Origin of the sequence: Candidatus Arsenophonus triatominarum, from assembly GCF_001640365.1 — a bacterium.
Lineage (GTDB): Bacteria > Pseudomonadota > Gammaproteobacteria > Enterobacterales > Enterobacteriaceae > Arsenophonus > Arsenophonus triatominarum.
Genome location: NZ_LWMI01000017.1, coordinates 60,515 through 76,250, shown reverse-complemented (window position 1 = coordinate 76,250; position 15,736 = coordinate 60,515). Strand labels below are relative to the sequence as shown.

Sequence of the window (15,736 nt, the reverse complement as noted above, 5' to 3'; positions counted from 1 at the left end):
ATGAGTTATACAATTGATTTTCGACGTAAAGTAATATCTGTAAGGAAAGCCGAAGGTTTAACAATTCGAGAAACTGCGAAACAATTCCGTATTGGAAAAGCGTCTTTAGTACGTTGGCTTAAACGACCAGAGCCAAAAAATTCAACGCCACGTAAGAGGAAGCTCGATAAAAATGCTTTAGCAAAAGATGTGGAACAGTATCCAGATGCTTACCAAAAGGAACGGGCAGAGCGATTCGGTGTTTGTAAAAAGACTATTTGGCAATCCCTTAAAAAGCTGGGATTAACCTATAAAAAAAACTCTATTCCATCCAAAAACCAACGAAAGCGACAGGCTGGCACATCAGCAAAAAAGACAACAGTATGAAAAAAAAGATAAATCTGTTGTTTTTATTGATGAAAGTGGTTTTTCACATGACACTCCACGAACTCACGGCTATTCCCCAAAAGGTCACCGTTGTTTTGGCCTGAAAAACTGGGGTGCTAAGGGAAGAACAAATGTTATTGGCGCTTTATTGGGAACAACCCTTTTTGCTATCGGATTATTTGATTGCAATATTAATCGTGATGTTTTTTATGTTTGGATCACAAAAATATTGCTCCCAGAACTTCCTGAAAATTCTGTTATTTTTATGGACAACGCTAGCTTTCACAAAGGTAAGAATATTGAACAGGCAATTATAAACGCAGGACACCAGATAGAATATTTGCCTGTGTATTCACCAGATTTAAATCCTATAGAACATAAATGGTCTCAAGCTAAACGTAAAAAGATGGAAACAGGATGCACTATCGATGACCTGTTTTTAATACATATGCTGTAATCAAAATTAAGTCGCCTAGCTATATAGCGATATAAGACCTCACTGGTATAACGGTGGATTAACGCCAAACGAATCAGAGCGACTGTTCCGTGAACAGTCAGGTAGGGTGGCCAATTTTAGTTGACCACTACACACCGCAGTAGTAATGAACTAAGAAAAAAAGGCATTTTTGTTTCGGGGAGTGGCGTTCGCTCTATTTGGCTGCGCCATAATCTCGAAAATTTTACAAAACGCCTAAAAGCGCTTGAAGATATAAAATCGCAACAGAAGGAATTATCCTGTCAGAATCACAAATCAGTGCTCTAGAAAAGAAAGCGCAAGATGATGAAGCCTGTGGTGAGATTGAAACAGCGCATCCAGGTTATCTGGGTTCACAAGATACTTTTTATGTCGGTCATTTAAAAGGCGTTGGTCGTGTTTATCAACAAACTTACATTGATACTTACAGTAAAGTCGTTCATTGTAAGCTTTACATAACAAAAAGCGCGATAACGGCGGCAGATTTATTAAATGACAAGGTTCTCCCTTTTTATTCCCAGCATGGGTTACCGGTGTTACGTATATTGACGGACAGAGGCAGTGAGTATTGTGGTAAAGTTGAACATCACGATTATCAACTTTATCTCGCTATCAATGATATTGATCATACAAAAACTAAAGCTCGTTCACCCCAAACTAATGGGATTTGTGAACGCTTTCATAAAGCTGTATTACAAGAGTTCTATCAGGTGGCTTTTCGTAAGAAAATCTATAGGGCTTTAGATGAATTACAAGCTGATTTAGATAAATGGTTAGCGGAATATAATAACCAACGCACTCACCAAGGAAAAATGTGTTGCGGTCGAACTCCTATGGCAACTTTACACGATGGGAAACAACTTTGGAGAGAGAAAGATTTAAATCAAATTTAACCTGACAGGTACTGTATAAATAACCGGTAACTGTCAGATCAAGTCTGATCTACTATATATTGCCGAGGCTTATCGGAAACAGACAGCTCCAGCAGATATCCGTGATGGGATTGACCCAGCGACCCTCACACAATGACGCTTTTGCCGATAGCATCGGAGTCAGTAGCAAAAAAGCGAACATTAAGCGCAAGCGGCGCAGTTTCATTATTCGCCTCGCTTCGCTTTTTCAACAGCGGCCAATAACGTTTTTTCATCCACCATGCCGGTTAATATTGAGTTATTCTGTGCAACGGGTTTTTCGGCACTGGCAATAATTAACGTGGGCAATGTTTGTATATTAAATTGCTCAGCAAAAAACTCGGTCGTTTTTGCTAATTTTGCGTTAGCATTTTGAAAACCCCTAAGTTCAGATTCTTTGTCCAGCAACGGAAATCCATTTTTTCTAACGCTTTCTTCAACACTCATGCCGCTGAATAAATCCGCGTAATAATCTAAAAACGCCGCCTCACCGCCATTTAGCCATATCATCAATTCTGCTTGCGCCGCCAACAGGGATTGTTTTGAATTATCCGGAAGATTTTTAAAAACAAATCGAATATCAGGGTGGCTTTTTGCCAGTTTTAAAATCATCGGTGCCATCTTTGCACAGTCGGCACATTGGTACTGATAAAAAACCATTACCCTGACTTTGCCAGCAGGATTAACAACAGGGGTAATATCCCCTTTATCGCTGTCGTAATATTCCCCAAGCATTTTTAGGTTTTCTAACCCGGTTAATTCCTCTGCCTGTGAAATGATTGGCAGTAAAAATGCTGAACCCAACAGTAATCCGATAGTGAGATATCTTTTCATGATTTCCTTTTCTCCATTTTTTGCGTGTTTTGGCGTTTCATTGTACCGCCACCTCAGTTATCCGTAGTAAGGGTTGATTCGGCATTTCATCGACCACGCTGGGTAATTTCTCAATGCCAAACCGGTTAACTAAAACGCCACCCTGGTCAAAGTAGATTCGCTGATTTAAGGTTTCAGCCGTGGTTTTTATATTCCCGTTCACCAAAATAATTTTGTTGGTGGCGGTCGTCGGTTTTTGTGCGACAACCCAGGCAAGCTGTTTTTCATCATCGCCATCGATGAAATAGAGCGTTTCATTAAACGGCGTGATATCAAAGGGACTCACCTTCTGCCCTTTGCGCGCAAAAACGGTGCCGTTGTGGTCACGAATATCTTTAGTGACCCTGAAACTGGGGTCAAACGTCCGAGTGGTGTTTTTTAACGCTTTTGTCAGTCCCTGTACAGGTTTGGGGCGCTCGGCATTTTTTGTTACCCGTTCACGCCATTCATTGTGAATTTTTCCTCATTGCCTAAAAAGGCACTTTCCACCGGCCCTTCAATCACAGTCAGCAGGTTTTGTTCGGCTATCTCCCACACATCGCCAAACGTACCGACTTTGTAGTGGCATACTAAATTTGGCCACCTAAGTTGAGGTGATATGCTTATAGCTAGGCGACTTAATTTTGATTACAAGGTGTGTTATGAGTTATACAATTGATTTTCGACGTAAAGTAATATCTGTAAGGAAAGCCGAAGGTTTAACAATTCGAGAAACTGCGAAACAATTCCGTATTGGAAAAGCGTCTTTAGTACGTTGGCTTAAACGACCAGAGCCAAAAAATTCAACGCCACGTAAGAGGAAGCTCGATAAAAATGCTTTAGCAAAAGATGTGGAACAGTATCCAGATGCTTACCAAAAGGAACGGGCAGAGCGATTCGGTGTTTGTAAAAAGACTATTTGGCAATCCCTTAAAAAGCTGGGATTAACCTATAAAAAAAACTCTATTCCATCCAAAAACCAACGAAAGCGACAGGCTGGCACATCAGCAAAAAAGACAACAGTATGAAAAAAAAGATAAATCTGTTGTTTTTATTGATGAAAGTGGTTTTTCACATGACACTCCACGAACTCACGGCTATTCCCCAAAAGGTCACCGTTGTTTTGGCCTGAAAAACTGGGGTGCTAAGGGAAGAACAAATGTTATAGCTAGGCGACTTAATTTTGATTACAGCATATGTATTAAAAACAGGTCATCGATAGTGCATCCTGTTTCCATCTTTTTACGTTTAGCTTGAGACCATTTATGTTCTATAGGATTTAAATCTGGTGAATACACAGGCAAATATTCTATCTGGTGTCCTGCGTTTATAATTGCCTGTTCAATATTCTTACCTTTGTGAAAGCTAGCGTTGTCCATAAAAATAACAGAATTTTCAGGAAGTTCTGGGAGCAATATTTTTGTGATCCAAACATAAAAAAACATCACGGTTAATATTGCAATCAAATAATCCGATAGCAAAAAGGGTTGTTCCCAATAAAGCGCCAATAACATTTGTTCTTCCCTTAGCACCCCAGTTTTTCAGGCCAAAACAACGGTGACCTTTTGGGGAATAGCCGTGAGTTCGTGGAGTGTCATGTGAAAAACCACTTTCATCAATAAAAACAACAGATTTATCTTTTTTTTCATACTGTTGTCTTTTTTGCTGATGTGCCAGCCTGTCGCTTTCGTTGGTTTTTGGATGGAATAGAGTTTTTTTTATAGGTTAATCCCAGCTTTTTAAGGGATTGCCAAATAGTCTTTTTACAAACACCGAATCGCTCTGCCCGTTCCTTTTGGTAAGCATCTGGATACTGTTCCACATCTTTTGCTAAAGCATTTTTATCGAGCTTCCTCTTACGTGGCGTTGAATTTTTTGGCTCTGGTCGTTTAAGCCAACGTACTAAAGACGCTTTTCCAATACGGAATTGTTTCGCAGTTTCTCGAATTGTTAAACCTTCGGCTTTCCTTACAGATATTACTTTACGTCGAAAATCAATTGTATAACTCATAACACACCTTGTAATCAAAATTAAGTCGCCTAGCTATATGTTGACCGTTAATAAAATTACCAGCTCTGCCGGTGCGGCCAGTTATTATGAAGAAAAGGACAATTACTATTTTAACGGTGCGGATAACACCCAGTGGTATGGCAAAGGGGCAAAAATATTAGAAAATAGTTGCTGAATAGAGACTTGCATTTTTTGTCACGCTATAGACAATAAAAAGAGGTTTAACTTAGAAAATAACGGTTTGAAATGATCAACAAAGAGCGGTTGTTACGAGATAATCGTTTATGTAAAGCAATCATTGGATTATCAGTCGAAGAATTGAAAAATTTAGCCGCTGAATTTTCAGCTTGTTATTTGATTTATCGGAAAAAGAATCGAAAAGATCACGAGCGGCAGATGGGTGCAGGGCAGAAAGGATTTATCCCAACCCCATTAGATAAACTGCTTTTTATTTTATTGTATTTAAAATGTTATCCGACCTATGATTTGCAAGGACTTCTTTTTGGTTTAGATAGAACACGGGTATGTCGCTGGGTAAAAATATTATTGCCGGTTTTAGAGATGACCTTGGGGCGCGAATGTGTTTTGCCCGCTCGTCAAATTCGCTCTGCTGAGGAATTTTTTCGCGCCTTTCCTGGAGTTAAAGACGTCTTTATTGATGGGACAGAGCGACCTGTCCAAAAACCTAAGAATCTGCGTCGGCGAAAAAAAATGTATTCGGGAAAGAAAAGGCAGACCACTCGAAAAGGGCTTATTATGACTGACGAAACGAGGAAAATTGGATTTATCCCCATGATCAAAAATGGGCGCCGTCACGATAAACGCTTACTCGATAAAGTCGATATAATTCGCCATATTCCCCCTGAGGTAACCATCTGGGCCGATACCGGTTTTCAAGGTATAGATAAACAGCATCCTAATACACAAATCCCAAAAAAAGGAACTCGAAAAAGACCTTTATCGCCTGAACAAAAACAAGAAAATAAAATAATCTCGGGCATCCGTATTACGGTTGAACACGCCATCGCGGGTATCAAGCGCCTCGGTTGTATGACCCAAATTTTACGGAATCGTAGACCCTTTATTGATGATACCTTTTTACTCCTTAGTGCCGGTCTTTGGAATTTCCATCTCAGAACAGCCTAAAATTTACTTCCAATCACCGAATACCCTTATTTCACTATTAAGCAACACGCTTTAGGTTTAACCGGCAGTGTAAATAAAGCCGATTTTTTGCAGGTGCTTGACGGTAACTGAAAGAGCAAATTATCAGGGTGCTAAAGAGGGTAAGTACATCATTCTCCAGAAAGGCGATGAAAGTGTCGAACCCAAAACCTATCAGACTGACCAGTTACCAAGCGCAATACAACAAATAGAAACTGATAATACCATCGTAGTAGAAATTACGCAGGAAACAGCAAAACACAACGAATTAGCGACCACAATAGAAGCAAATCTTTCCATCGATATAGATAAAGCGTTAAGCCTTGACATCAATGAATCAATACTAAAAGATGATGATGGCAAACTCCCTGAGAATACTGATGGCGAAAAATTGATGAATGCCGAAGAATTATCCTTGCCAACCGAAGACAATCTATCGATAGACGAGGCAAACTCTGATAAAGAAACGAAACGATTAGATAACGATGAAGTCAATATCTTACATCATGAGGAAAAACAAAAAATCAAAGAGAAAGAATATGGGGACTAATCTAACCATAGCCTTATAAATTAATATTATAAGAAATACCTTAGATAGACGCTAAGTTTGTTATTCCTGTCTTGAGCTGATATTTTAACTAATGAAAGTAGGATAAAATAAAAATAGGATATATTAAAAAATAAATAAACATCAATTAGGGGGCATAAAAGATGCTTTCAGTTACTAATTCATCTTCACAGATATTATATGAACCAGGTAATAATTTATTTAACGAATCAACAAATTCAACAGAAATAATCAACACATCTAAAAAGGAAATTATCAATGAATCTACTCAAAAACCAGAAGAACTTTTATGGGATAATTTCACAGAAATGCGAGATTACATCATGGAAGGAACTTATTTCTCCCTTTTTTCAGAAAAAGAATATCCTGACCTTTATAAGGACTTAAGAGCTTGTCAAAATAGGCTTAAAGATATCGACTCGCCCTTGTCAAAATCCTTGCTTATCGGGGTAACAGACAAGTTTATTAGACATTTTGGAGTCTTGCATAAAACAGTAATCCCTACCGAAAATCAGATTAGAAAAGAATTCAATAATATCGATGAAACATTAGATATTTTACATAACTGTCTGAAAGACATAGAACAACTAAAAGAAAAAACAGCGCCAGAATCAACCACAAAAAAATATCTTAAATTTGCCTTAATAGGTATTTCACTGAGCTTAGCAAGCTTGTTAGTAGGCGCAATGGTTTTCGCATTACCCTTTATTGCTCCTTGTCTAATCAGTGGTTCTCTCTTACATATGATTGGATCTGGAATATCAACCGCTGCTGGCTTTTCTGGTATTGCATTTAGCCTATATCAGGCACATAAACAATATAAAATAAATTCTCACAGGGATAAATGGAATGAATTCGATACTATACTTTCTAAAACGTATACTCATTTAAATGAATTAAGGAGCCAGAAAATGTTAAAATCGGTTTATGATCTTGGATTAAAGCAATCACAGGGATTTCAAAAAGTTAATGAACAAAATAGTTCAATAGAAAAACAGAACGCTGAAATGAAAACCGAGATTAGTACATTGAAAGAGGATGTTAATACCTTAACAACTGATCTGACCGAGTTGAAAGAAAAAATGGACACGTTAATTAATCAGTTTAATAAATCAGCGACATCTTTGGATGAACAACAGAATGACTCAAATTCAGTAAAAGCATTCCCCCTATATCGGCGGCATTCTTTCTAAATATGGGTAATACGATTTACCTAAAGAATCATAGTTAAAAAAAACACTACCGAGGGTGTTCATAATTCTGTGTCAGGGGATTTTATATTTTGATTATATGTAGTAGCTCAGACTTAATCTGACAGTTACCGGTTATTTATACAGTACCTGTCAGGTTAAATTTGATTTAAATCTTTCTCTCTCCAAAGTTGTTTTCCATCGTGTAAAGTTGCCATAGGAGTTCGACCGCAACACATTTTTCCTTGATGAGTGCGTTGGTTATTATATTCCGCTAACCATTTATCTAAATCAGCTTGTAATTCATTTAAAGCCCTATAGATTTTCTTACGAAAAGCCACCTGATAGAACTCTTGTAATACAGTTTTATGAAAGCGTTCACAAATCCCATTAGTTTGAGGTGAACGAGCTTTAGTTTTTGTATGATCAATATCATTGATAGCGAGATAAAGTTGATAATCGTGATGTTCAACTTTACCACAATACTCACTGCCTCTGTCCGTCAGTATACGTAACACCGGTAACCCATGCTGGGAATAAAAAGGGAGAACCTTGTCATTTAATAAATCTGCCGCCGTTATCGCGCTTTTTGTTGTGTAAAGCTTACAATGAACGACTTTACTGTAAGTATCAATGTAAGTTTGTTGATAAACACGACCAACGCCTTTTAAATGACCGACATAAAAAGTATCTTGTGAACCCAGATAACCTGGATGCGCTGTTTCAATCTCACCACAGGCTTCATCATCTTGCGCTTTCTTTTCTAGAGCACTGATTTGTGATTCTGACAGGATAATTCCTTCTGTTGCGATTTTATCTTCAAGCGCTTTTAGGCGTTTTGTAAAATTTTCGAGATTATGGCGCAGCCAAATAGAGCGAACGCCACTCCCCGAAACAAAAATGCCTTTTTTCTTAGTTCATTACTACTGCGGTGTTGACCGTGTGCAGGGTATTCAATCGCATACTCGACTACAGCGCTTTCAATCTGTTCATCTACTCTATTTTTTACGTTAGGCACCCGTCGATTTTGATTAATTAAAGCGTCTATCCCACCATCGTTAACAAGTTCCTGGTAGCGATAAAACGTATCTCGGGATACCCCCATAATCTTACAGGCTTTTGAGACGTTATTAAGCTCTTCAGCGAGGTTAAGTAACCCGACTTTATGTTTGATGATAGGATTATTTGTTTGATATAGCTAGGCGACTTAATTTTGATTACAGCATATGTATTAAAAACAGGTCATCGATAGTGCATCCTGTTTCCATCTTTTTACGTTTAGCTTGAGACCATTTATGTTCTATAGGATTTAAATCTGGTGAATACACAGGCAAATATTCTATCTGGTGTCCTGCGTTTATAATTGCCTGTTCAATATTCTTACCTTTGTGAAAGCTAGCGTTGTCCATAAAAATAACAGAATTTTCAGGAAGTTCTGGGAGCAATATTTTTGTGATCCAAACATAAAAAACATCACGATTAATATTGCAATCAAATAATCCGATATAGCTAGGCGACTTAATTTTGATTACAAGGTGTGTTATGAGTTATACAATTGATTTTCGACGTAAAGTAATATCTGTAAGGAAAGCCGAAGGTTTAACAATTCGAGAAACTGCGAAACAATTCCGTATTGGAAAAGCGTCTTTAGTACGTTGGCTTAAACGACCAGAGCCAAAAAATTCAACGCCACGTAAGAGGAAGCTCGATAAAAATGCTTTAGCAAAAGATGTGGAACAGTATCCAGATGCTTACCAAAAGGAACGGGCAGAGCGATTCGGTGTTTGTAAAAAGACTATTTGGCAATCCCTTAAAAAACTGGGATTAACCTATAAAAAAAACTCTATTCCATCCAAAAACCAACGAAAGCGACAGGCTGGCACATCAGCAAAAAAGACAACAGTATGAAAAAAAAGATAAATCTGTTGTTTTTATTGATGAAAGTGGTTTTTCACATGACACTCCACGAACTCACGGCTATTCCCCAAAAGGTCACCGTTGTTTTGGCCTGAAAAACTGGGGTGCTAAGGGAAGAACAAATGTTATTGGCGCTTTATTGGGAACAACCCTTTTTGCTATCGGATTATTTGATTGCAATATTAATCGTGATGTTTTTTATGTTTGGATCACAAAAATATTGCTCCCAGAACTTCCTGAAAATTCTGTTATTTTTATGGACAACGCTAGCTTTCACAAAGGTAAGAATATTGAACAGGCAATTATAAACGCAGGACACCAGATAGAATATTTGCCTGTGTATTCACCAGATTTAAATCCTATAGAACATAAATGGTCTCAAGCTAAACGTAAAAAGATGGAAACAGGATGCACTATCGATGACCTGTTTTTAATACATATGCTGTAATCAAAATTAAGTCGCCTAGCTATAGCAAAAAGGGTTGTTCCCAATAAAGCGCCAATAACATTTGTTCTTCCCTTAGCACCCCAGTTTTTCAGGCCAAAACAACGGTGACCTTTTGGGGAATAGCCGTGAGTTCGTGGAGTGTCATGTGAAAAACCACTTTCATCAATAAAAACAACAGATTTATCTTTTTTTTCATACTGTTGTCTTTTTTGCTGATGTGCCAGCCTGTCGCTTTCGTTGGTTTTTGGATGGAATAGAGTTTTTTTTATAGGTTAATCCCAGCTTTTTAAGGGATTGCCAAATAGTCTTTTTACAAACACCGAATCGCTCTGCCCGTTCCTTTTGGTAAGCATCTGGATACTGTTCCACATCTTTTGCTAAAGCATTTTTATCGAGCTTCCTCTTACGTGGCGTTGAATTTTTTGGCTCTGGTCGTTTAAGCCAACGTACTAAAGACGCTTTTCCAATACGGAATTGTTTCGCAGTTTCTCGAATTGTTAAACCTTCGGCTTTCCTTACAGATATTACTTTACGTCGAAAATCAATTGTATAACTCATAACACACCTTGTAATCAAAATTAAGTCGCCTAGCTATACATAGAATTACCTTTTATTTAATTATCTAATGATGTTAATTAAAACCGGTAACGCTCTTTTTTAAATCAGAATTGTCGGATTAAGTTAAGACTAATACAGATATACCATCTAGGCGCCCTTTAAAATAGATGGACAATTGAGCAATGGTTAACGCCCAGTTACTAATCGGCATAGTCCATTTATTGGATACCTGATTGATGCCAATATAGAGTAATTTTAATAAGCTGTTTTCATTAGGAAAAGCCCCTTTGGTTTTAGTTAATTTCCTAAACTGCCGATGAACCGCCTCTACTGCATTGGTCGTATAAATGGGTTTTCTAATGGCTTTAGGGTATCGAAAATAAGCACTGAGCAACTCCCATTTACTTCGCCAGGATTCTAGCACTATCGGGTATTTTTCATCCCATTTCGTTTCCAGTTCATCAAGGGCAAGCTCAGCAGCCGCTTTAGTAAGCGTGTTGCTTAATAGTGAAATAAGGGTATTTCGGTGATTGAAGTAAATTTTAGGCTGTTCTGAGATGGAAATTCCAAAGACCGGCACTAAGGAGTAAAAAGGTATCATCAATAAAGGGTCTACGATTCCGTAAAATTTGGGTCATACAACCGAGGCGCTTGATACCCGCGATGGCGTGTTCAACCGTAATACTTTCATCATGGCGCAGGTTAATGAGTAACCATTTCGGGTATTAATTTCTTATACATAAATTTATACTTCTTTTTTGGAGATTGCGAAACTCGTGTAAAATAATGTAGTGTGTTATTATTCCTTTAGCTTTTGTTGTCTCTGCATTTGGTATGGCTTATATTGATAGAATGAGTAAAAATTCTAAAAGCTAATTTTTAATTACATTCCGCTTGAGATAGTTCATGCAAAATAGTCAATCTCAATCACCGCTATCCCTTGAAGGAGTTGTTGAACGTGTTACTTTTCATAGTGAAGCTTCTGGTTTTTTTGTCATTAGAGCTAAGGTTTCCGGACATAAAGATTTAATTACTGTAACGGGTAATACTGCTTCTATTACTGCAGGGGAATATATTGAGTGTATGGGTATCTGGCTTAACGACGTTAATTATGGCCTACAATTTAAAACCCATCATATAAAAACCATTGTTCCTACCACTCTGGAAGGCATGGAAAAATATTTAGGTTCAGGCATGGTAAAAGGGATAGGTCCCGTTTTTGCCAAACAACTTATCAAGTCCTTTGGTGCCAATGTTTTTGATATTATTGAACACCACCCTTATAAATTACTTGAAGTTGAAGGCATTGGAAAAAAACGCCAGCAAAAGATTCGTGCTGCCTGGGCAGAACAAAAAATGGTCAGGGAAATCATGGTTTTCTTACAATCTCATGGGGTCGGAACTTCAAGAGCTGTTCGTATATATAAAACCTACGGTGAATCGGCAATTTCTAAAGTACGCGAGAATCCTTATCAACTCTCTATTGATATCTATGGTATTGGGTTTAAAACAGCTGATCAAATCGCACAAAACCTAGGCGTCGATACACAATCTCTGATTCGTGCTCAAGCCGGTATCCGTCATGTTTTACAGGAATTGTCTAATCAGGGACATTGTGCAGAAGAACAAAAAGCATTAATTAATAAAACCCATCGACTACTGAATATTCATGAAGACATTATACGCCAGGCCATTGAGATTGAATTAACAGAACGCCGGCTGGTTTTACAATCGGTTGAAAATGAAATCTGGGTATTTCTGTCGTCATTGGCTTTTGCTGAACAAGGCGTTGCGGGTCATTTAAAGCGTTTGATTTCTGGAAAACTTCCCTGGGAGAATATCGCACTGGAAAAAGCCACTCCCTGGGTTGAGAAACAAAATAAGATAACGTTATCCGATTCGCAAAAGACCGCTATCGAAAAAACCTTAAACAGCAAGGTGAGTGTCATAACAGGCGGGCCTGGCGTTGGTAAGACTACGGTGATTAACAGTATCCTACATATTATAAAAACTAAAGGAATAAAACCGACGCTTTGTGCGCCAACTGGACGGGCTGCTAAACGATTGAGTGAATCAACCAGAGAAAATGCCACTACGGTTCATCGTCTTATGGATTTTGATCCCTCACAATTTGATTTTAAACACAATGCTAATAACCCTATTGATACCGAATTACTGGTTGTTGACGAATCCTCAATGATTGACATTGTATTGATGAATAAATTGTTACGCGCATTACCTGACCATTCAGCGTTGCTGTTGGTAGGGGATATCGATCAGCTACCATCGGTAGGACCAGGGAATGTCTTATCTGATATTATACACAGTCAACAAATCCCTGTTAGTCGATTAACCGAAGTATTCCGGCAAGCGGCTTGTTCTAAAATTATCACCAGTGCTCATGCTATTAATATGGGACGATTTCCTGAAATTGTAAAAAAAGGCGAGGAAAGTGATTTTTTCTTTATTCATTCGGAAGATATTGAAGATATCAAAAATAAACTTCTAAATATTATCTTACATCGATTACCGATGCGGTTTGGATTTGATCCTGTCAGAGATATCCAAGTGTTAACTGCAATGAATAGGGGTGGAATTGGCGCGCATAGTATTAATGACATGTTACAATCTAAGCTTAATAATCATGACACTTACTCGAAAGTAACACGTTATGGCCGGACGCTTTCTTTGGGTGATAAAGTCATTCAATTAGTGAATAATTATGATAAAGATGTTTTTAATGGTGATATAGGAATTATTACTTTAATTGATACGGTTGAATCTGAAGTGATCATCGATTTTGATGGCAGAACAATCCGGTATGATTTTAATGAGCTTGATGAGATATCCTTAGCTTATGCAACAACCATTCATAAGAGCCAGGGTTCTGAATATCCTTGTGTTGTGATCCCGATAGCCATGCAGAATTATCTTATGCTTGAACGAAATTTGATTTATACAGGGGTCACTAGAGGTAAAAAAATGGTGGTTATCATTGGACAAAAGAAAGCGCTTAGTCTCGCTATCAAAAAACAGAACTCGATTAAACGAAAAACATGGTTATTAGCACGATTAAAAATCGCGTTCGATGCATCCTAGAGCTCTTTTTAACTATGATTCTTTAGCTAAATCGTATTTTACCCGCATTTAGAAAGAATGCCGCCGATATAGGGGAAATGCTTTTACTACATTTGAGTCATTTTGTTGTTCATTTGAAAATGTCGCTGATTTATTAAACTGATTAATTAACGTGTCCATTTTTTCTTTCAACTCGGTCAGATCAGTTGTTAAGGTATTAACATCCTCTTTCAATGCGCTAATCTCGGTTTTCATTTCAGCGTTCTGTTTTTCTATTGAACTACTTTGTTCATTAACTTTTTGAAATCCCTGTGATTGATTTAATCCCAGGTCATAAACTGATTTTAACATTTTGTGGTTCCTTAATTCATTTAATTGAATTAGTCTTAACTTAATCTGACAATTCTGATTTAAAAAAGAGCGTTACCGGTTTTAATTAACATCATTAGATAATTAAATAAAAGGTAATTCTATGTATCAAACAAATAATCCTATAGCTAGGCGACTTAATTTTGATTACAGCATATGTATTAAAAACAGGTCATCGATAGTGCATCCTGTTTCCATCTTTTTACGTTTAGCTTGAGACCATTTATGTTCTATAGGATTTAAATCTGGTGAATACACAGGCAAATATTCTATCTGGTGTCCTGCGTTTATAATTGCCTGTTCAATATTCTTACCTTTGTGAAAGCTAGCGTTGTCCATAAAAATAACAGAATTTTCAGGAAGTTCTGGGAGCAATATTTTTGTGATCCAAACATAAAAAACATCACGATTAATATTGCAATCAAATATAGCTAGGCGACTTAATTTTGATTACAAGGTGTGTTATGAGTTATACAATTGATTTTCGACGTAAAGTAATATCTGTAAGGAAAGCCGAAGGTTTAACAATTCGAGAAACTGCGAAACAATTCCGTATTGGAAAAGCGTCTTTAGTACGTTGGCTTAAACGACCAGAGCCAAAAAATTCAACGCCACGTAAGAGGAAGCTCGATAAAAATGCTTTAGCAAAAGATGTGGAACAGTATCCAGATGCTTACCAAAAGGAACGGGCAGAGCGATTCGGTGTTTGTAAAAAGACTATTTGGCAATCCCTTAAAAAGCTGGGATTAACCTATAAAAAAAACTCTATTCCATCCAAAAACCAACGAAAGCGACAGGCTGGCACATCAGCAAAAAAGACAACAGTATGAAAAAAAAGATAAATCTGTTGTTTTTATTGATGAAAGTGGTTTTTCACATGACACTCCACGAACTCACGGCTATTCCCCAAAAGGTCACCGTTGTTTTGGCCTGAAAAACTGGGGTGCTAAGGGAAGAACAAATGTTATAGCTAGGCGACTTAATTTTGATTACAGCATATGTATTAAAAACAGGTCATCGATAGTGCATCCTGTTTCCATCTTTTTACGTTTAGCTTGAGACCATTTATGTTCTATAGGATTTAAATCTGGTGAATACACAGGCAAATATTCTATCTGGTGTCCTGCGTTTATAATTGCCTGTTCAATATTCTTACCTTTGTGAAAGCTAGCGTTGTCCATAAAAATAACAGAATTTTCAGGAAGTTCTGGGAGCAATATTTTTGTGATCCAAACATAAAAAAACATCACGGTTAATATTGCAATCAAATAATCCGATAGCAAAAAGGGTTGTTCCCAATAAAGCGCCAATAACATTTGTTCTTCCCTTAGCACCCCAGTTTTTCAGGCCAAAACAACGGTGACCTTTTGGGGAATAGCCGTGAGTTCGTGGAGTGTCATGTGAAAAACCACTTTCATCAATAAAAACAACAGATTTATCTTTTTTTTCATACTGTTGTCTTTTTTGCTGATGTGCCAGCCTGTCGCTTTCGTTGGTTTTTGGATGGAATAGAGTTTTTTTTATAGGTTAATCCCAGCTTTTTAAGGGATTGCCAAATAGTCTTTTTACAAACACCGAATCGCTCTGCCCGTTCCTTTTGGTAAGCATCTGGATACTGTTCCACATCTTTTGCTAAAGCATTTTTATCGAGCTTCCTCTTACGTGGCGTTGAATTTTTTGGCTCTGGTCGTTTAAGCCAACGTACTAAAGACGCTTTTCCAATACGGAATTGTTTCGCAGTTTCTCGAATTGTTAAACCTTCGGCTTTCCTTACAGATATTACTTTACGTCGAAAATCAATTGTATAACTCATAACACACCTTGTAATC

General features: G+C 37.6%; 24 protein-coding genes and 6 pseudogenes. 14 read left to right on the top strand and 16 right to left on the bottom strand.

Annotation, left to right across the window (positions count from 1 at the left end; genetic code table 11):
• The 3 genes and pseudogenes from AYJ55_RS17945 to AYJ55_RS17935 form a co-directional block, all read left to right on the top strand.
• A complete protein-coding gene (locus tag AYJ55_RS17945; protein ID WP_063653415.1) occupies positions 1-366 on the top strand; it encodes an IS630 transposase-related protein in 366 nt (121 codons plus the stop codon).
• Positions 290-823 carry an IS630 family transposase gene (locus tag AYJ55_RS17940; RefSeq protein ID WP_162505291.1) on the top strand — a complete coding sequence of 178 codons (534 nt, stop codon included), beginning with the start codon at positions 290-292 and terminating at the stop codon, positions 821-823. The genes AYJ55_RS17945 and AYJ55_RS17940 overlap by 77 nt, the downstream gene beginning before the upstream one ends.
• A 132-nt stretch (positions 824-955) precedes the next feature.
• Positions 956-1,734 (top strand): annotated as a pseudogene (locus AYJ55_RS17935) (integrase core domain-containing protein); the annotation flags it as partial.
• A 55-nt stretch (positions 1,735-1,789) separates the two neighbouring features.
• On the opposite strand, the pseudogene AYJ55_RS35185 reads toward AYJ55_RS17935, so the two are convergent.
• From AYJ55_RS35185 to AYJ55_RS29625, 3 genes and pseudogenes are all read right to left on the bottom strand, one after another.
• Positions 1,790-1,939, bottom strand: a pseudogene (locus AYJ55_RS35185) (conjugal transfer pilus assembly protein TraU); the annotation flags it as partial.
• Positions 1,939-2,586 (bottom strand): thioredoxin domain-containing protein, encoded by a 648-nt coding sequence (locus AYJ55_RS17930; protein ID WP_063657491.1) that lies wholly within the window; start codon positions 2,584-2,586, stop codon positions 1,939-1,941. The pseudogene AYJ55_RS35185 and the gene AYJ55_RS17930, both read right to left, overlap by 1 nt.
• Before the next feature lie 37 nt (positions 2,587-2,623).
• Positions 2,624-2,911 carry a type-F conjugative transfer system protein TraW gene (locus AYJ55_RS29625; RefSeq protein WP_162505691.1) on the bottom strand — a complete coding sequence of 96 codons (288 nt, stop codon included), beginning with the start codon at positions 2,909-2,911 and terminating at the stop codon, positions 2,624-2,626.
• A gap of 355 nt (positions 2,912-3,266) precedes the next feature.
• Here AYJ55_RS29625 and AYJ55_RS17920 point away from each other — a divergent pair, with 355 nt between their 5' ends.
• Together AYJ55_RS17920 and AYJ55_RS36275 are read left to right on the top strand one after the other, a co-directional pair.
• A complete protein-coding gene (locus AYJ55_RS17920) occupies positions 3,267-3,632 on the top strand; it encodes an IS630 transposase-related protein (protein WP_063653415.1) in 366 nt (121 codons plus the stop codon).
• Positions 3,556-3,861, top strand: coding sequence for a transposase (locus tag AYJ55_RS36275; protein WP_425393794.1), 306 nt, complete (start codon positions 3,556-3,558; stop codon positions 3,859-3,861). Before AYJ55_RS17920 ends, AYJ55_RS36275 begins: the two co-directional genes overlap by 77 nt.
• Here the strand turns inward: AYJ55_RS36275 and AYJ55_RS34780 are convergent.
• Genes AYJ55_RS34780 through AYJ55_RS17910 form a run of 3 tightly spaced genes read right to left on the bottom strand, consistent with a single transcriptional unit; the run spans position 3,792 to position 4,615 of the window.
• On the bottom strand, positions 3,792-4,049 hold the full coding sequence (locus tag AYJ55_RS34780) for a transposase (protein ID WP_245677331.1): 258 nt from the start codon (positions 4,047-4,049) through the stop codon (positions 3,792-3,794). The genes AYJ55_RS36275 and AYJ55_RS34780 overlap by 70 nt on opposite strands.
• Complete coding sequence (locus AYJ55_RS36270; protein ID WP_245677332.1) at positions 4,000-4,224, bottom strand: transposase; 225 nt, start codon at positions 4,222-4,224, stop codon at positions 4,000-4,002. Before AYJ55_RS36270 ends, AYJ55_RS34780 begins: the two co-directional genes overlap by 50 nt.
• Before the next feature lie 25 nt (positions 4,225-4,249).
• Positions 4,250-4,615: an IS630 transposase-related protein gene (locus AYJ55_RS17910; protein ID WP_063653415.1), complete on the bottom strand. Its 366-nt coding sequence runs from the start codon at positions 4,613-4,615 to the stop codon at positions 4,250-4,252.
• Positions 4,616-4,652: 37 nt separating this feature from the next.
• Between AYJ55_RS17910 and AYJ55_RS31035 the strand changes: the two genes are divergently transcribed.
• From AYJ55_RS31035 to AYJ55_RS17895, 4 genes are all read left to right on the top strand, one after another.
• Entirely contained in the window at positions 4,653-4,790 is a 138-nt protein-coding gene (locus AYJ55_RS31035) for a hypothetical protein (protein WP_187153311.1), read from the top strand.
• Between the two features lie 71 nt (positions 4,791-4,861).
• On the top strand, positions 4,862-5,761 hold the full coding sequence (locus AYJ55_RS17905) for a transposase family protein (protein ID WP_063653812.1): 900 nt from the start codon (positions 4,862-4,864) through the stop codon (positions 5,759-5,761).
• 97 nt (positions 5,762-5,858) lie between these two features.
• On the top strand, positions 5,859-6,329 hold the full coding sequence (locus AYJ55_RS17900; RefSeq protein ID WP_063657490.1) for a hypothetical protein: 471 nt from the start codon (positions 5,859-5,861) through the stop codon (positions 6,327-6,329).
• A gap of 161 nt (positions 6,330-6,490) precedes the next feature.
• The gene (locus AYJ55_RS17895; protein ID WP_063657489.1) at positions 6,491-7,540 is read left to right on the top strand and encodes a hypothetical protein; all 1,050 of its coding nucleotides are present in this window, start codon (positions 6,491-6,493) and stop codon (positions 7,538-7,540) included.
• A gap of 155 nt (positions 7,541-7,695) precedes the next feature.
• Here AYJ55_RS17895 and AYJ55_RS17890 read toward each other — a convergent pair.
• Positions 7,696-8,714 (bottom strand): annotated as a pseudogene (locus AYJ55_RS17890) (IS481 family transposase).
• A gap of 40 nt (positions 8,715-8,754) precedes the next feature.
• On the bottom strand, positions 8,755-9,042 hold the full coding sequence (locus tag AYJ55_RS17885) for a transposase (RefSeq protein WP_281181182.1): 288 nt from the start codon (positions 9,040-9,042) through the stop codon (positions 8,755-8,757).
• Positions 9,043-9,079: 37 nt separating this feature from the next.
• Between AYJ55_RS17885 and AYJ55_RS17880 the strand changes: the two genes are divergently transcribed.
• Positions 9,080-9,445, top strand: a complete 366-nt coding sequence (locus tag AYJ55_RS17880; protein ID WP_063653415.1) for an IS630 transposase-related protein — start codon at positions 9,080-9,082, stop codon at positions 9,443-9,445.
• Positions 9,369-9,788 (top strand): annotated as a pseudogene (locus AYJ55_RS17875) (transposase); the annotation flags it as partial. The gene AYJ55_RS17880 and the pseudogene AYJ55_RS17875, both read left to right, overlap by 77 nt.
• Before the next feature lie 218 nt (positions 9,789-10,006).
• Here AYJ55_RS17875 and AYJ55_RS33595 read toward each other — a convergent pair.
• The 3 genes and pseudogenes from AYJ55_RS33595 to AYJ55_RS17865 all read right to left on the bottom strand — a co-directional run.
• A pseudogene (locus tag AYJ55_RS33595) lies at positions 10,007-10,069 on the bottom strand (hypothetical protein); the annotation flags it as partial.
• A gap of 25 nt (positions 10,070-10,094) precedes the next feature.
• Positions 10,095-10,460: an IS630 transposase-related protein gene (locus AYJ55_RS17870; RefSeq protein ID WP_063653415.1), complete on the bottom strand. Its 366-nt coding sequence runs from the start codon at positions 10,458-10,460 to the stop codon at positions 10,095-10,097.
• A 118-nt stretch (positions 10,461-10,578) separates the two neighbouring features.
• Positions 10,579-10,953, bottom strand: a pseudogene (locus tag AYJ55_RS17865) (transposase); the annotation flags it as partial.
• A gap of 413 nt (positions 10,954-11,366) precedes the next feature.
• Here AYJ55_RS17865 and recD2 point away from each other — a divergent pair.
• Positions 11,367-13,559 carry an SF1B family DNA helicase RecD2 gene (recD2, locus tag AYJ55_RS17860; RefSeq protein ID WP_063657487.1) on the top strand — a complete coding sequence of 731 codons (2,193 nt, stop codon included), beginning with the start codon at positions 11,367-11,369 and terminating at the stop codon, positions 13,557-13,559.
• Between the two features lie 48 nt (positions 13,560-13,607).
• On the opposite strand, the gene AYJ55_RS17855 is transcribed toward recD2, so the two are convergent.
• Positions 13,608-13,793 (bottom strand): GPO family capsid scaffolding protein, encoded by a 186-nt coding sequence (locus AYJ55_RS17855; RefSeq protein WP_162505689.1) that lies wholly within the window; start codon positions 13,791-13,793, stop codon positions 13,608-13,610.
• Positions 13,794-14,054: 261 nt separating this feature from the next.
• Complete coding sequence (locus AYJ55_RS17850) at positions 14,055-14,336, bottom strand: transposase (protein WP_162505688.1); 282 nt, start codon at positions 14,334-14,336, stop codon at positions 14,055-14,057.
• A 35-nt stretch (positions 14,337-14,371) separates the two neighbouring features.
• Between AYJ55_RS17850 and AYJ55_RS17845 the strand changes: the two genes are divergently transcribed.
• Both AYJ55_RS17845 and AYJ55_RS36265 read left to right on the top strand, forming a co-directional pair.
• On the top strand, positions 14,372-14,737 hold the full coding sequence (locus AYJ55_RS17845) for an IS630 transposase-related protein (RefSeq protein ID WP_063653415.1): 366 nt from the start codon (positions 14,372-14,374) through the stop codon (positions 14,735-14,737).
• Positions 14,661-14,966, top strand: coding sequence for a transposase (locus tag AYJ55_RS36265; protein WP_425393794.1), 306 nt, complete (start codon positions 14,661-14,663; stop codon positions 14,964-14,966). The genes AYJ55_RS17845 and AYJ55_RS36265 overlap by 77 nt, the downstream gene beginning before the upstream one ends.
• Here the strand turns inward: AYJ55_RS36265 and AYJ55_RS34775 are convergent.
• Genes AYJ55_RS34775 through AYJ55_RS17835 form a run of 3 tightly spaced genes read right to left on the bottom strand, consistent with a single transcriptional unit; the run spans position 14,897 to position 15,720 of the window.
• The gene (locus tag AYJ55_RS34775; RefSeq protein ID WP_245677331.1) at positions 14,897-15,154 is read right to left on the bottom strand and encodes a transposase; all 258 of its coding nucleotides are present in this window, start codon (positions 15,152-15,154) and stop codon (positions 14,897-14,899) included. The genes AYJ55_RS36265 and AYJ55_RS34775 overlap by 70 nt on opposite strands.
• On the bottom strand, positions 15,105-15,329 hold the full coding sequence (locus AYJ55_RS36260; RefSeq protein WP_245677332.1) for a transposase: 225 nt from the start codon (positions 15,327-15,329) through the stop codon (positions 15,105-15,107). The genes AYJ55_RS34775 and AYJ55_RS36260 overlap by 50 nt, the downstream gene beginning before the upstream one ends.
• Positions 15,330-15,354: 25 nt before the next feature.
• A complete protein-coding gene (locus AYJ55_RS17835; protein ID WP_063653415.1) occupies positions 15,355-15,720 on the bottom strand; it encodes an IS630 transposase-related protein in 366 nt (121 codons plus the stop codon).
• Positions 15,721-15,736 lie beyond the last annotated feature (16 nt).